This window comes from uncultured Roseovarius sp., assembly GCF_963972555.1.
GTDB lineage: Bacteria > Pseudomonadota > Alphaproteobacteria > Rhodobacterales > Rhodobacteraceae > Roseovarius > Roseovarius mucosus.
Genome location: NZ_CAXAUM010000008.1, coordinates 12,441 through 25,909, shown reverse-complemented (window position 1 = coordinate 25,909; position 13,469 = coordinate 12,441). Strand labels below are relative to the sequence as shown.

At 60.4% G+C, this 13,469-nt stretch carries 16 protein-coding genes; 4 read left to right on the top strand and 12 right to left on the bottom strand.

The features are described from left to right. From AACZ65_RS09650 to AACZ65_RS09630, 5 genes are all read right to left on the bottom strand, one after another. On the bottom strand, window positions 1-810 hold the full coding sequence (locus AACZ65_RS09650) for a carbohydrate ABC transporter permease (RefSeq protein WP_339670320.1): 810 nt from the start codon (window positions 808-810) through the stop codon (window positions 1-3). Then, window positions 807-1,700, bottom strand: a complete 894-nt coding sequence (locus AACZ65_RS09645) for a sugar ABC transporter permease (RefSeq protein ID WP_339670318.1) — start codon at window positions 1,698-1,700, stop codon at window positions 807-809. The genes AACZ65_RS09650 and AACZ65_RS09645 overlap by 4 nt, the downstream gene beginning before the upstream one ends. Window positions 1,701-1,774: 74 nt before the next feature. After that, window positions 1,775-3,031 (bottom strand): ABC transporter substrate-binding protein, encoded by a 1,257-nt coding sequence (locus tag AACZ65_RS09640; RefSeq protein ID WP_339670316.1) that lies wholly within the window; start codon window positions 3,029-3,031, stop codon window positions 1,775-1,777. Between the two features lie 42 nt (window positions 3,032-3,073). Beyond that, entirely contained in the window at window positions 3,074-4,108 is a 1,035-nt protein-coding gene (locus AACZ65_RS09635) for an ABC transporter ATP-binding protein (RefSeq protein ID WP_339670314.1), read from the bottom strand. Continuing rightward, window positions 4,108-4,884, bottom strand: a complete 777-nt coding sequence (locus AACZ65_RS09630; RefSeq protein ID WP_339670312.1) for a DeoR/GlpR family DNA-binding transcription regulator — start codon at window positions 4,882-4,884, stop codon at window positions 4,108-4,110. Before AACZ65_RS09630 ends, AACZ65_RS09635 begins: the two co-directional genes overlap by 1 nt. A 298-nt stretch (window positions 4,885-5,182) precedes the next feature. Between AACZ65_RS09630 and AACZ65_RS09625 the strand changes: the two genes are divergently transcribed. Next, entirely contained in the window at window positions 5,183-6,067 is an 885-nt protein-coding gene (locus tag AACZ65_RS09625) for an HAD-IIA family hydrolase (RefSeq protein WP_339670311.1), read from the top strand. Window positions 6,068-6,106: 39 nt separating this feature from the next. On the opposite strand, the gene AACZ65_RS09620 is transcribed toward AACZ65_RS09625, so the two are convergent. Then, entirely contained in the window at window positions 6,107-6,862 is a 756-nt protein-coding gene (locus tag AACZ65_RS09620; RefSeq protein WP_339670309.1) for a class II aldolase and adducin N-terminal domain-containing protein, read from the bottom strand. Further along, window positions 6,859-7,302, bottom strand: a complete 444-nt coding sequence (locus AACZ65_RS09615) for a glyoxalase (RefSeq protein ID WP_339670307.1) — start codon at window positions 7,300-7,302, stop codon at window positions 6,859-6,861. The genes AACZ65_RS09620 and AACZ65_RS09615 overlap by 4 nt, the downstream gene beginning before the upstream one ends. Before the next feature lie 74 nt (window positions 7,303-7,376). On the opposite strand from AACZ65_RS09615, the gene AACZ65_RS09610 reads away from it, so the two are divergent. Both AACZ65_RS09610 and AACZ65_RS09605 read left to right on the top strand, forming a co-directional pair. After that, entirely contained in the window at window positions 7,377-8,840 is a 1,464-nt protein-coding gene (locus tag AACZ65_RS09610; RefSeq protein ID WP_339670305.1) for an AMP nucleosidase, read from the top strand. Window positions 8,841-8,972: 132 nt separating this feature from the next. Continuing rightward, complete coding sequence (locus AACZ65_RS09605; RefSeq protein ID WP_037270194.1) at window positions 8,973-9,260, top strand: HU family DNA-binding protein; 288 nt, start codon at window positions 8,973-8,975, stop codon at window positions 9,258-9,260. 102 nt (window positions 9,261-9,362) lie between these two features. On the opposite strand, the gene AACZ65_RS09600 is transcribed toward AACZ65_RS09605, so the two are convergent. Beyond that, complete coding sequence (locus AACZ65_RS09600) at window positions 9,363-10,346, bottom strand: NAD(P)H-quinone oxidoreductase (protein WP_339670302.1); 984 nt, start codon at window positions 10,344-10,346, stop codon at window positions 9,363-9,365. A 16-nt stretch (window positions 10,347-10,362) separates the two neighbouring features. Continuing rightward, window positions 10,363-11,052, bottom strand: coding sequence for a COQ9 family protein (locus tag AACZ65_RS09595; RefSeq protein ID WP_339670300.1), 690 nt, complete (start codon window positions 11,050-11,052; stop codon window positions 10,363-10,365). A gap of 106 nt (window positions 11,053-11,158) precedes the next feature. On the opposite strand from AACZ65_RS09595, the gene rpsU reads away from it, so the two are divergent. After that, window positions 11,159-11,365 carry a 30S ribosomal protein S21 gene (rpsU, locus tag AACZ65_RS09590; RefSeq protein ID WP_008207378.1) on the top strand — a complete coding sequence of 69 codons (207 nt, stop codon included), beginning with the start codon at window positions 11,159-11,161 and terminating at the stop codon, window positions 11,363-11,365. Window positions 11,366-11,501: 136 nt separating this feature from the next. On the opposite strand, the gene AACZ65_RS09585 is transcribed toward rpsU, so the two are convergent. The 3 genes from AACZ65_RS09585 to AACZ65_RS09575 all read right to left on the bottom strand — a co-directional run bounded on the left by AACZ65_RS09585 (window position 11,502) and on the right by AACZ65_RS09575 (window position 13,465). Further along, window positions 11,502-11,690 carry a hypothetical protein gene (locus AACZ65_RS09585; protein ID WP_037270200.1) on the bottom strand — a complete coding sequence of 63 codons (189 nt, stop codon included), beginning with the start codon at window positions 11,688-11,690 and terminating at the stop codon, window positions 11,502-11,504. Between the two features lie 105 nt (window positions 11,691-11,795). Further along, complete coding sequence (locus AACZ65_RS09580) at window positions 11,796-12,515, bottom strand: gamma-glutamyl-gamma-aminobutyrate hydrolase family protein (RefSeq protein ID WP_339670252.1); 720 nt, start codon at window positions 12,513-12,515, stop codon at window positions 11,796-11,798. Continuing rightward, the gene (locus tag AACZ65_RS09575) at window positions 12,512-13,465 is read right to left on the bottom strand and encodes an amidoligase family protein (RefSeq protein ID WP_339670250.1); all 954 of its coding nucleotides are present in this window, start codon (window positions 13,463-13,465) and stop codon (window positions 12,512-12,514) included. The genes AACZ65_RS09580 and AACZ65_RS09575 overlap by 4 nt, the downstream gene beginning before the upstream one ends. Window positions 13,466-13,469 lie beyond the last annotated feature (4 nt).

Sequence of the window (13,469 nt, the reverse complement as noted above, 5' to 3'; positions counted from 1 at the left end):
TTACTTGATCCCCGCGCGCAAGAAGGCCTGTACGAACTGTCTTTGAAAGACAAGGAAGGCGACCAGCAATGGTGCAACTGACATGATCGTTGCCGCCGAAATCACGCTGATGTTCACGCCGTTCTCGGGCGCGCCAAAGATCGAAAGCCCCACTGTGAGCGGTCGGGTATCCGGCGAATTGGTGACAATCAACGGCCATAGGAAGTTGTTCCAATGGGTCGAAACCGATACCAGCGCATAGGCCAGATATGTGGGCCGCGCGAGCGGCACATAGACCCGCCACAGGATACCGAACCAGCCGCAACCCTCGACGCGCGCCGCCTCGTGCAGTTCGATCGGCACGCCCTTGAACGCCTGACGCATGAGGAAAATGCCAAAGGCCGATGCCATATAGGGCATGCCCACCCCAAGGATCGTATCGAACAGCCCGAGACGCGAAATCATCACGTAATTCTCGACAATCAAAACTTCGGGCAGAATGAAAAGCTGCATCAACACCAGAAGAAACACGATGTCACGCCCCGGAAAGCGCACCTGCGCAAAGGCAAAACCCGCCAGCGTTGTCACGAAGAATTGCCCGATCAGGATGACGGTCACCAGAAGGAAGGTGTTGAGAAAATACCGCAGCCAAGGCGCACCGGCCCAAGCGGTGCGGAAATTGTCCAAGGTCCACGGCGCGGCAATGTTGAAATTCACCGCATCCGACGTGGTGTGAAACGCCGCCCAGACGGCAAAGACCAGCGGCGAGATCCAGATCACCGCCAGCAGCAGCGCGCCAAAGGTCTCGATATGTCGCATAAGGCCGCTCATTGGTAATGGGTCCGCTTGTCGAGAATGGTGAACTTGACGCCCGCCACCACGCCCAGCACCAGCAGGATCAGGATAGTCATCGCCGCCGCCTGAGGCGCGTCGAAAAAGGCGAATGCCATTTCCCAAATATAATAGAGGATCAGTTTCGAGGCGTCATTCGGGCCGCCCTTGGTGAGAATGAAGAGATGGTCGATCAGCTTGACCGAGTTGATCAGTGCGTTGACCATGATGAAGAGTGTCGTGGGCATTAAGAGCGGCAACACGATCCGGCGGGTGTAGGTAAAGCGGCTGGCCCCCTCGATATCGGCAGCCTCCTTGAGGTCCTCGGGAATGGTCTGAAGCGCGGCGAGATAGAAGATCATGAAGAACCCCGCCTCTTTCCAGATCGTCACGATGATCACGGCCCAAAGTGCCGTCTCCGGCTGGCCAAGCCAATTGACAGAGGGCAGCCCAAAGAGCGCCCCGATCTGATCCAGAACCCCCAATCCCGGCGTGTAAAAGAACAGCCAGAGATTAGCAGCGGCGATCATCGGCAGCACGGTCGGCGTGAAATAGGCGGTCCGAACAAAACCGCGCGCCGGGATCTTGGAATTGGCCCATAGCGCCATGCCAAGGGCAATCGCGATGGAAACGGGGATCGTGGCGCCCGCATAGATCAGGTTGTTCGTGACGACCTTCCAAAAGGTCGGATCGGCGAAGAGATCCGCGTAATTTTCCGTCCCAACGAATTCACTGGGTTTGCGCCGTGTTTCCCGGCTGAAAAGGCTGGTCCAGAGCGTCGCCAACGACGGATAAAAAGCGAAGGCCGTCAGCAAAATCGCGGCAGGGGATAGCAGAAGCCATCCGTAAATCGCCTGTCTGCGGCGTTCGATATTCACATGCTGCGCCATGTTCGGCCTTTTTAGAGTTCAATGTCGACGCCGGACCAAGCCCGACGCCGACAAACGGGACGTCCGGTCAGAAATTACCGGTAGTCTTTCAACAGCCGCTCGGCGGCCTCTTGTGCCTCGGCCAAGGCATCGGCAGGCGCCTTGCCGCCCGTCAATGCCGCCTGAATGGCGTTGTTGAGCCCATCGCGCACGCGCGCCGTCTCGAAGGTCGAGAATTCGGCAACGGCGTTTTCAAGCTGGTTGCGCGCGACAAGAGCCGGCGGGAACTCTGCTGTATAGGCCTTGAGCGCTTCGGTGTCATAGGATGCGGGCGACACACCCATATAGCCGGTGGCAATCGACCATTCTGCGGCCTGTTCGGGCGCGGTCATGAACTCGATCAGCTTGAGCGCTGCGGCCCGCTCTTCTTCAGTCGTGTCCTGAAAGACATAGAAATTGCCCCCACCGGTGGGTGAGCCGGGCCGCACATTCGCCGGAAGCACCGACACCCCGAAATCAAAGCTGGCTTCTTTCTTGACCGCCGTCAGGTTGCCGGTCGAATGCCACATCATTGCCGTCTGACCTTCGAGAAAGGCCTGACGCAGCGTGCCCCATTCCACCGTCCCTTCGGGCATGATGCCATGCTCGGTCGAGAGCGATTTCCAGAATTCCAAGGTCTCGACAACCGCGGGGTCGTCAAAATAGGTCTCCAGCCCGTCACTGGACATCAGTTCCTTGCCATTCTGAATGGCGAGCGCTTGGAACATCCAATAGGGATAGCCGGTCGAGGGGATCATCAGACCATAGGTGCCATCTTTGGTCAGGGCCTTGCCCATGCTCACCATCTCGTCCCAGGTGGCCGGGGGCGCCTCGGGATCAAGACCTGCGGCACGGAACATATCCTTGTTGTAATAGGCCACGATGGTCGAACGCTGGAACGGGATACCCCATGTCTTGCCCTCGATCCGGCCGTTGGCCATCAATGCGGGATAAAAGCTGTCGAGCCAGCCTTGGTCCACACCTTCGATATCCTCAAAGGCGACAATCTTTTCCTGCTCGATCAGGTCATAGGCGTCGATCGAAAAGAGCACCGCCAATTGCGCGGGCTCACCCGAGGCCATGGCCGAAAGCGCGCGCACGCGCGTGTCATCGTAATTGCCCGAATAGATCGCGTTGACCTTGATATCCGGGTTGGCCTCTTCGAACTTGGCGACGATGCCATCCACGACCTCGGTCAGCGCACCGCCAACCGCAATCGGGTAATACATCGTCAACTCGGTCTGCGCCGCGACCGGAGCGGCGGTCAGAGCGGCCAGGGCACTTGCTAACGTCATGTTTCTGATAGTGTTCATGATTTTCTCCCAGGAATTATACATGGTCGTTCAAACGTGACATCAAACCGTCACGCCATTCGGATGCCGAAGCCTGTTTCCCTCTGCGTCGAAGAAATGCAGGTCCTCATCGGCAAATTCTATTTCGAGGTCCTCGCCCGCCGGAATGTGCCGCAGGCCCGGCATCGAAATCGTAAGCCCGCGCGTGCCCGGATGCGTCAGACCCACAAAGGTCTCCGATCCCAGGAACTCACACTCTGAAACCCGGCATTTCAGCCGCCCCTTGCCCGGCGCGGCCAATCGCAGGCTTTCCGCACGCAGGCCGATCATTGTCGCGCGCTCGAAACCCGGCAGCATCGCACTGTCGATCAGCGCCATCGGCGGTGCGCCGACGAATTCCGCGACAAAGGTATTGGCTGGGCGGTAATAGAGATCCTCTGGCGCGCCGGATTGCTGGATGCGCCCATCCCGCATCAGCACGACGTGATCGGCCATGCTCATGGCTTCGGTCTGATCATGGGTCACATAGACAACGGTGATGCCCAGATCGAGTTGCAGCTTCTTGATGTCCTTGCGCACAGACGCGCGCAGCTTGGCATCGAGGTTCGACAGCGGCTCATCCATCAGGCAAAGCGGCTGGTTCGCCACGATAGCACGGGCAAGGGCCACGCGCTGTCGCTGGCCACCTGACAACGCACCGGGCTTGCGCGCCTCATAGCCCAAAAGCCCGGTGATCTCGAGCGCGCGCTTGAGCTTCTCGCGCCGTTCGGCGGCCGGTACGCGGCGCACTTTGAGGCCAAACACCACATTCTCTGCAACGCTCAGATGCGGAAAGAGCGCGTAGGATTGAAACACCATCGACAGATTGCGCTCTGACGGCGCGGCTGTGGTCACGTCCTTGCCGTCGATGATGATCCGCCCCTCGTCCGGCAACTCCAACCCCGACAGCAGCCGCAGCGTGGTCGATTTCCCGCACCCGGACGGACCAAGCAGCGCAACAAACGACCCACGCGGGATGGACAGGGAAACGCCCTCGACACCAAGCTGCCCATTCCAGCGCTTGGCGACATTCTGCACCTCGACGAACGTATCCGGCATCACTCGGCATCCTCTGCAAAGGTGATGCGGTCGCCCAATTGCTCGACCAGCCCGCCAAACGGCGCGGCTGGCGGACGGTCGCATACGATGTGGTCGATCCGTGCGATATTGCCGCCAACGGCAGGGGCAAGGCGCCCGAACTTGCTGTGGTCGATCACAAGGATGGATTTCCGCGCGTTCTGCCACATGCGGTGGGTGGCGCGCACTTCGGCCTGATGAAATTCGAGCAACTCGCCCTCTGCTCCGATTCCCGCCGTTCCAAAGAGGGCGAATTCTGCGCGATAGCGATCAAAGAACTCGACCACCTCCTCGCCCACGAAATCGCGATCCGGCAGGCGGAGCTCGCCACCCGGAAGGATGATGCGGTTGGAAATCTCTTCACTCAGCGCCATCGCCGCGCTGAGATTGTTGGTGACGATGGTCAGTTCCTTCTTGCGATGCAGCGCCCGCGCCACGCTGAGAACAGTCGATCCGATGGAGATGAAAACGGTGGAACCATTCGGGATCAGCGCCGCTGCGGCATTGGCAATCGCGCGCTTGCCCACGAGATTCGTACCGGCCCGCTGATCGAACGGTGTGTTGCGCCTCCCCTCGGCCAGCTCGATACGTCCGTGCGAGCGTTGCAGCGTGTCGCCATCGCAGAGGATATCGAGATCACGCCGGATCGTCTGCATCGACACGCCAAACATCTCGGCAAGCGCGCCCACGCTCACCCCTCCCTGTTCCTGAACGACCTGTTGAATGAGGTCGTGTCGCCTGCTTTTCTTGGACGCCATTTCAGCCCCGTTGGTTTTGGTCGATTGTTGGACACGAAATGCAACAAAGCAACATTTTTCTACTCGAATCGCTTGCCGATTTTCGCCAACGCTTGCGCCATCTGATAAGAATCGCCTGTCTCGGTGGGGTTTTCCGATGTGCCCCCTGCTATCGCGGATATGTGACAGAGGTATGAAATGTCGCTTTGTTGTTTTGACTTTAATTTTTTTACTTACGTTGTAAGTTTTCCCCAAGCTGGAGGTCGCTCCAGCGCTGCGGCACACGCAGTTTGACCAAGCCAAGGGACCAGCCAAGCCGATGGATACTGCCGCAACCGTTTTCGACCGCTACGAGGCCGTGCGCCATCGCCTGCCTTCGGCCAGCCCTCCGGCCAGCACATCGCAAATCGCATCGCTGCACGATATTGCGGCCCATGCCGATGCCTTTGTCTTTGACGCCTACGGTGTGCTGAATATCGGCGAGGCGGCAATTCCCGGTGCCGCGCAACGCCTGCGGGAATTGCGCGAGATCGGGTGTCAGATTCGCATTCTCTCCAACGCGGCCAGCTACACGCATACAGGGGCCGTGACCAAGTTTCAGAAACTGGGCATGGGGGTAAAGGACCACGAGATCATCACCAGCCGCGACGCGACATTGGCGCATCTGGACGAGCGTTTGTGGGGATGCATCGCCGCACCACAAGACAACCTGTCCGACATTACGGCCCCCACACGGCGCCTCGTGGATGATCCCACAAGCTATGATCAGGTCGAGGGGTTCTTGTTCCTCTCGACCGAAGTCTGGTCCTTGGACAGACAGGCTTTGCTCGAATCCGCGTTGTTAAAGCGGCCAAGGCCCGTGATCATCGCCAATGCCGATCTGGTTGCCCCACGCGAACATGGCTTCTCTCTGGAACCCGGTTACTTCGGGCATCAACTCGCGGATCGCGGCATTCAGGATGTGCGGTTCTTTGGCAAACCATTTCCCGCGGTCTATGAGATGGTCGAGGCCTCGCTGCCCAACCTCTCACCCGAGCGCATCGTCATGTGCGGTGACACCTTGCACACGGATATTCTCGGAGCCGCATCACGGGGCTGGCAGACAGTTCTCGTGGAAAAGGACGGTCTCTTTTCGGGCCAAGACACCGGCGCCTATCTTTGCCAAGCCAACCTCTTTCCGACGTGGCGCCTGTCGCGCATCTGAGACAGGCGCAAACGCGCAAACCACGCCGTCCAAAGGAGGTTATTGCGCGTAATCCGAACCCTCAGCGTCCAGAATAGCCTTGAGTTCCGACAGGTGGCGCTCTGCCTGACCGGGGTAATCATCGAGTTCCTGCGCTGTCTTTTCTGCAACCGCGTCGGACAGCACCCGCAAGGGACGCCCGGTTTGCAGGGCGCGAATATAGGTCTCAGCGGCACGCTCGAAGTAATATAGCCTGTTAAACGTGTCCGCGACACTGTCGCCAATGACCATCACACCATGATTGCCCATGATCAGAACCTTGTGTTTCGGGTTGGTCAAAAGCCGCGCGCAACGCGCACCTTCATCTTCGAATGCCAGCCCGCCATAGCTCTCATCCACCACATGCCGATTGTAGAAGGTGGCGCAATTCTGGTCGATGGGCGGCAAACGGCTATCGGCGAGGCTGGCCAGAACCGTAGCGTGAATGGAATGCACGTGCATGGCGCAACGGGCATGGGCGCAATGCCGGTGCAGACCGCCATGCAGGCCCCAGGCGGTCGGATCAGGCGCATTCGGACCCTCCAGCGTTTCGGGATCATTGGCATCCACGACGATGAGGTCACTGGCCCGGATACGGGCAAAATGCATCTGGTTGGGGTTCATCAGGAACCGCGTGCCGTCCTCATTGATCGACAGGCTGAAATGATTGGCCACCGCCTCGTGCATGTTGAGGCGCGCCGTCCAGCGAAAGGCGGCCGCAAGATCGACGCGCTCTTGCCAGTGGTCCATGTTGGGGCGCAGATTGGTCACGTTCATGTCGTAGTCCTTTCAGTCTCGGTAAGGGGCCGCGAGGCGACCCAGGCATAACCATCAGGGCACAGGATGCAGCATTCGCGCAGCCCATGGGGTTTGTTGGTGGGGGGTTGAAGGATCATGCCGCCCGCACCCTTCGCGTGGGCGGCGGCAATGTCTGGATCTGTGTCGAAGAGGTGAATCGATGCCCCGGCCCCACGCGGCGGGCTCTCGGGCACAAGGCCAAGGATCGGATTGGCGGCATAGGTGTGATCTGCGTGGAGTTGCATCACCTGATCGCCATAGACCATGATCGCAAAATCCGCGCTGACCCGGTGGGCCATCATCTGAAAGACGCGGACGAGAAACGCCGCCTCGACGCGCACATCACGCACCAAGAGGTTCAGGCCAAGCCCGCGCAGCCCCGCGCCAAAATCCTGTGGTGAAACGCTCTCGTAATCCATTGATGCCCCTTTGACCGCAGCTTGATCATGCCCCCGGCGCGTGTCAACCTGAGACCATGGCGCAGGAGACAGGCATGAACATCCACACCCCCGACCGGATTGCCCCCGAGGCGTTCACAGAGGCGCGCGCGGCGGTGGACCGGCTCTGCCAGCTTTACGCGGCCAGCACGGACTTTCTCTGTAAGGCCTTCGCGCGGGCTCTGGCCGGGGATCTGCCGCAGGGCCGCGTGCGCGCCTTTTACCCCGAAATTCGCCTGACCACCGCAACCTATGCCAAGGTCGATAGTCGCCTCAGTTTCGGCCATGTCTCCAACCCAGGAACCTATGCCGCAACCATCACGCGCCCGGACCTCTTTCGCGCCTATCTGGAGCAGCAGATCGGCTTGCTCTTGGTCAACCATGGCGTCGGGGTGACAATCGGCCTCTCCGACACGGCGATGCCAGTGCATTTCGCTGTCGCAGGCGATGCGGGGTTGAGCGTGCCGCAAGAGGGCGCAGCCGAGTTCACCTTGCGCGATTACTTTGACGTGCCGGATCTTGCGACCACCAATGATGACATCGTCAATGGTACATGGACGTCGGGGCTGGATGGCGCGGCCCCACTGGCGCCCTTTACAGCGCAACGTGTTGATTATTCGCTGGCGCGGCTCAGGCATTATACCGCGACCGATCCCTGCCATTTCCAGAACTACGTTCTGTTCACCAATTACCAATTCTATGTCTCGGAGTTCGAGACCTATGCCCGGCGCATGTTGGCCGATAGGACAAGCGGCTATACCGCCTTTGTCAGCAGCGGCAATTCAGAGATTACCGGGCCGGACGATCCCCTTCCCACCCCTGAGCGTTTGCCGCAGATGCCCGCCTATCACCTCAAACGGGCGGATGGGTCCGGGATCACGCTGGTCAACATCGGGGTGGGCCCCTCCAACGCCAAGACCGCGACCGACCACATCGCCGTTCTGCGCCCGCATGCCTGGGTTATGGTGGGCCATTGCGCGGGTCTGCGCAATTCGCAGTCCTTGGGCGATTTCGTGCTGGCCCATGCCTATCTGCGCGAGGATCGCGTGCTCGATGCCGATCTGCCCGCCTGGGTGCCGATCCCCGCGCTTGCCGAAATCCAGATCGCCCTGCAAGAGGCGGTGGCGGCAGAGACGCAGTTGGAGGGGTTTGACCTCAAGCGCGTCATGCGCACCGGGACCGTGGCCAGCGTGGACAACCGCAACTGGGAACTGCGCGAGCAATCCGGCCCGGTGCAGCGCCTCAGCCAATCGCGCGCCATAGCGCTCGACATGGAGAGCGCCACGATTGCCGCCAACGGATTCAGGTTCCGGGTGCCCTATGGCACGCTGCTCTGTGTCTCGGACAAGCCTTTGCAGGGCGAATTGAAACTGCCCGGCATGGCTTCGGAATTCTACAAATCCCAGGTCTCACGCCACCTCATGATCGGGATTCGCGCGATGGAATCACTCCGCCGGATGCCGCTCGAACGCATCCACAGCCGCAAATTGCGCAGTTTTGAAGAGACGGCCTTCCTTTGACCCAACGGAAATCCGCACAAAATCCGGCAAAAGGGCTTGCTTTTGCCCACTAGTCGTTGTGTTTAGCCACATCATAGCGTTTAATCGCGCGCATGAGGCCCAAGGGACGGGCAGTTGCAAGGAGACCATAAAATGGCAAAACCCATGACCAAGACCCAACTTGTCGCCGCTCTGGCCGATGATATGGGCAGTGACAAGAAGACAGCAGGCGCAGCTCTGGACGCCGTGATCGCGATCATTACCCGTGAAGTATCCGCAGGCGGTGCCGTGACCCTGCCCGGAATTGGCAAGATCTATTGCCGCGAGCGCCCCGAGCGTATGGTGCGCAACCCCGCCACTGGCGAGCAAATGAAGAAAGAGGCCGACAAGGTGGTCAAGATGACCATTGCCAAGGCGCTCAAGGACAGCGTTAACGGCTGATCCCCGTCCCGCTGGCAGGATTTCTGCAAAGCCAGCCTATACCAGAGACCAGAAGGGCCGCCCAATGGGGCGGCTTTTTATTTGTCTGACCGCAAGATCGGGTCACGCCACCTTGAGGACGATCTTGCCGATGTGCCCGCTCGATTCAAGGCGGGCATGGGCGGCAGCGGCCTCGGCCAAGGGAAACTCGGAATCCATAACCGGGGCGATTTTTCCAGCCTCGAGCAAGGGCCAGACATGGGTGCGCAACGCCTCTGCAATCCGGGCCTTGGCCAGATCGCTTTGCGGACGCAGGGTGCTGCCGGTGATCGTCAGGCGGCGCATCATCACCTGAGAGAAGTTCAACTCGACCTTGGGCCCCTGGAGGAAAGCAATCTGCACCAGACGCCCATCGTCGGCCAAGGCATTGACATTGCGCGGCAGATAATCGCCACCGACCATGTCGAGGATGAGATTGGCCCCACCTTGGGCGCGCAGCACCTCGACGAAATCCTCCTCGCGGTAGTTGATGGCGTGTTCGGCGCCCAGATCTGCGCAGGCCTTGCATTTCTCGGCGCTGCCGGCAGTGGCAAACACCCGCGCGCCAAAGCTATGGGCGAGTTGAATGGCGGTCGTACCAATCCCGGATGAACCGCCATGCACAAGGAAACGCTCGCCGGACTTGAGCCCGCCGCGCTGAAAGACATTGGACCAGACCGTATAGAAGGTTTCCGGCAGGCAGGCGGCCTCTTTGAGGCCGAGGCCACGCGGCACGGGCAAGCAATGCGCGGCAGGCGTGGCCACATATTGGGCGTAACCCCCGCCCGGTAAGAGAGCGCAAACCTGATCGCCAAGCGCCCACTCACTGACGCCCGCGCCAAGCGCCACGATTTCACCAGCCCCTTCTAGGCCTGGCAGGTCAGAAGCCGAGGGCGGCGGCGCATAGAGCCCGGCGCGCTGCAGGGCATCTGGACGGTTGACGCCCGCATAGGCCAGCCGGATCACCACCTCGCCTGCGCGCGGTGTTGGAACGGGGCGTGTCGTCAGTTTCAAGACATCTGGGCCGCCCGCCTGCGTGATTTCGACGGCCTGCATCGTTTCAGTCATGGGTGTGTCCCTGTTCTCAGTTCGGCCCGTTCCAACGACCCGGCATCCCGGTCTGCGCACTTGCTTGGGGCGCACGGATGCGGCTCAAAAAGTTGAGCGGTCCCGCCATGAGGCCCGACATCCACCGGTTGTCACGGGCCTGTGCCTTGAGTTTCTCGATCTGCATCACATCCTCGACGCGACGATCCAGAAACTCCCATGTGCGGGTTTGACCTTCGCTGTCGTCGCCCAACCAATAAAGAACGGTCGCGCCATAGACGCCGGACAGCGTGGCGCGTTTGGTGTACCAATTCACATCCTCGGATGTATCGCCAAGCGCCATCCAGATGTGATCCGCAGTTTGCCAGAGCGCGCGCGCGCCATCGGCGGCATAGGGTGGCAGGGAAAAGAGGGTCATACCCCGGCGGACAAGTTCGCGATCCTCGACCGCTTCCAGACGTGCCCGCACGGCAAAGGCCACGCGGTCACGAAAACGTAAGCTGCTCAGATCCGTCTCGGCCAGTCGTTTCAGCATCGCGGCATCCCCGGCCGCATGATAGGCGAGCGCAAGATCGACCGCGCCCCGCGGGCAGATAGCAGCCACGAGGCCGGGGGCAATCCCAGCATCCTCGGCAGCGAGGCGCAGAGTGGTCTCGCTCCAGCCATCGAACGGCACATGCATCGCTGCAGCCGCGAGCAGACGGGTCATCAGATCGGGTTCGGACATCGGCGTTTCTCCTTGCGGCGCACCCTAGACAAATCCGGGACGCTTTGCTATACGGCGCCTTCCTGCAATCTATTGCAACTTTAACTTAGGAAGGTGGTGACACCACATGCAGGTTAGTGTTCGCGACAACAATGTCGATCAGGCGCTCCGCGCTCTGAAGAAAAAACTGCAGCGCGAAGGCGTTTTTCGTGAAATGAAGCTCAAGCAACATTTCGAAAAGCCGTCCGAGAAGAAAGCGCGCGAGAAGGCCGAAGCGATTCGCCGTGCCCGGAAACTGGCGCGCAAGAAAGCGCAGCGCGAAGGCATGCTCTAAGAGCGCTCTCCGCAGGTTTTTGCGGCACGTTTGACGACCCCCGGGCAGATGCTTCGGGGGTTTGTCGTTTTTGTGGCTTAGCCCTATCAGCCCAAGTGTCAGTCGCCTGTAGATTTCAGCCTGAAACAGGGCGCGATCAGCTCAGCTGGCAGAGCGGCGCATCCTGACGGATCGAGGTGACAAAGCGCCCCTCTGCTGTGTCGCGGATGGCATAGCCATACCCGCGCAGGCGGTGCTTCCATTCCCGCTCGGAAACGGCGAGATGACGCTCGCGCATCACGAGGTTGCGGATTTCTGTGCTGCTGTCAGTATGGTTCAGGTTCATTGTTTCTATCCCTGTTAAAATTTGCCTCTGATCTTAGGGATAGGTGACGGATGTGGCGGCAATCGCACCGGATTATGGCAGGGCCGGGGAATTGTCAGGGCAAGATCAACGTGCCGCAGCATCCACGCCGGGCAATTGCGCAGCATCGTCGCGGCGCGCAGATGCGGCGGCCATGAGCGCACGAAAGATGCCCATTTGCCGATGCGCATAAAAGAGATGCTCGGGGTGCCATTGCACGCCCAAGGCAAAGGGCTCTGTCATCCGTTCGATTGCCTGAATCATGCCCCCGCTGTCCCGCGCCGCGATGCGCAACCCATCCCCCAAACGGTCCACGGCCTGCGTGTGCAGGGCGTTCACCTTCATCGGCCTTGCCCCAGCGAGCTTTGCCAGGCGCGTGCCACGAACGATCTGCACGGTCTTGCGCGGAAGCACGGTGCGGATATGGTCGCTGGCTTGATAGGTGGCATAGGCATCCTGATGCAGCGTGCCGCCAAGTGCTATGTTGAGCATCTGACTGCCCCGACAGATGCCCAAGACAGGCTTGAAATGCTCGAACGCTGCGAGAACCAACTTGCGCTCCAACGCATCTCGGTCAGGATCAAGGCGCGCGGATTTCACAAGCCGTCCGCCATAGAGGTCCGGCGAAATGTCATCCCCGCCACCGATGATAAGCCCGTCTACGGTGGTAATGTCGGCGACACGCCCCGCCTGCCACCGCAGGGCACGCCCGCCAGCCAGCCACACATTGAGCGCGATGAGCGGAAAGATACGCCACCCCGAGCGGCGCGAGACAGTGACCCCGATCACCGGGCGGCGAGAGGTCATGCGCGGTCCAGCCCCGCCGATTGCAGGATGCGTCCCGCGCGGGTGGCCCAACTCTGACGCGAGAGCGTCAGCAGGCCGTGATCGTCGAGCCATGCCTGTGACAGGCGGGTAAGCAGCGCCGTATCCGCAGCCGCCCGTTCCACCGTGAGCCAGCGCTGCCATTCATCGGCTATGCACCAGTCGGGTTCGTCGATCCGACAATCGGGCAAGCGGAAATGAAAGGTCGGGCGCGCAGATGTCTTGTCGGTGATGGCCGCCCTGATCCGCGCCTCATCGAAATGCGCAAAGAGCGGCAGCATGTCGAGACCACGATTTCTGCTTGGGGTGAGTTCGAGATAGAGACCTGTCACATGGTCGCGGCTGGCACCCGGTCCGGCCTTGATCAACGCACGGGTGAAATCTATCGGGTATGGGTCCGTAAAGGGCAAGAGGCGCCGGGACTCGTCAATCGGGTTGGCGGCGCGCAACCAATCCTCGATCAGGGCATAGGCCAGCAAGGGACGCACCGTATCCGCATCCGCCTCGCTGGCCATCTCGATGTTGAGATGCAGTCCAAAGCCAAAGAACCAGCCTGCGCCGCTACCCAAGGCCCCCGCATCCCGCAAGGCATTGCGCAGATCGTCAAGACGGCCAAGGCCATCCATGTCGAGCGGTTCGGTGACGATTTCCACCGGCACCACATCGCGCCCCAGATCAAGAGCCAGATCACGCAGTTTGCTCTGCTGGGAGTTGCGCAGAAAGATGTCGAGATAGATGTCGATCTCGCCGATCTGACTGTTCTCGACACGCCAGATATGGCTGTCGACTTGGCACGCGGTGCCATCCAGCGTGGTTGCACAGAGGCGCGCCACTTGCTCTACGGGCAAGCCGCCAAGCTCGATCTCGATCCCCACAAGGCGGGGATCACCCTTGGCGTTCATCGGTTGCGGCAGAGAGGGAAAGGCGGTCATGGGC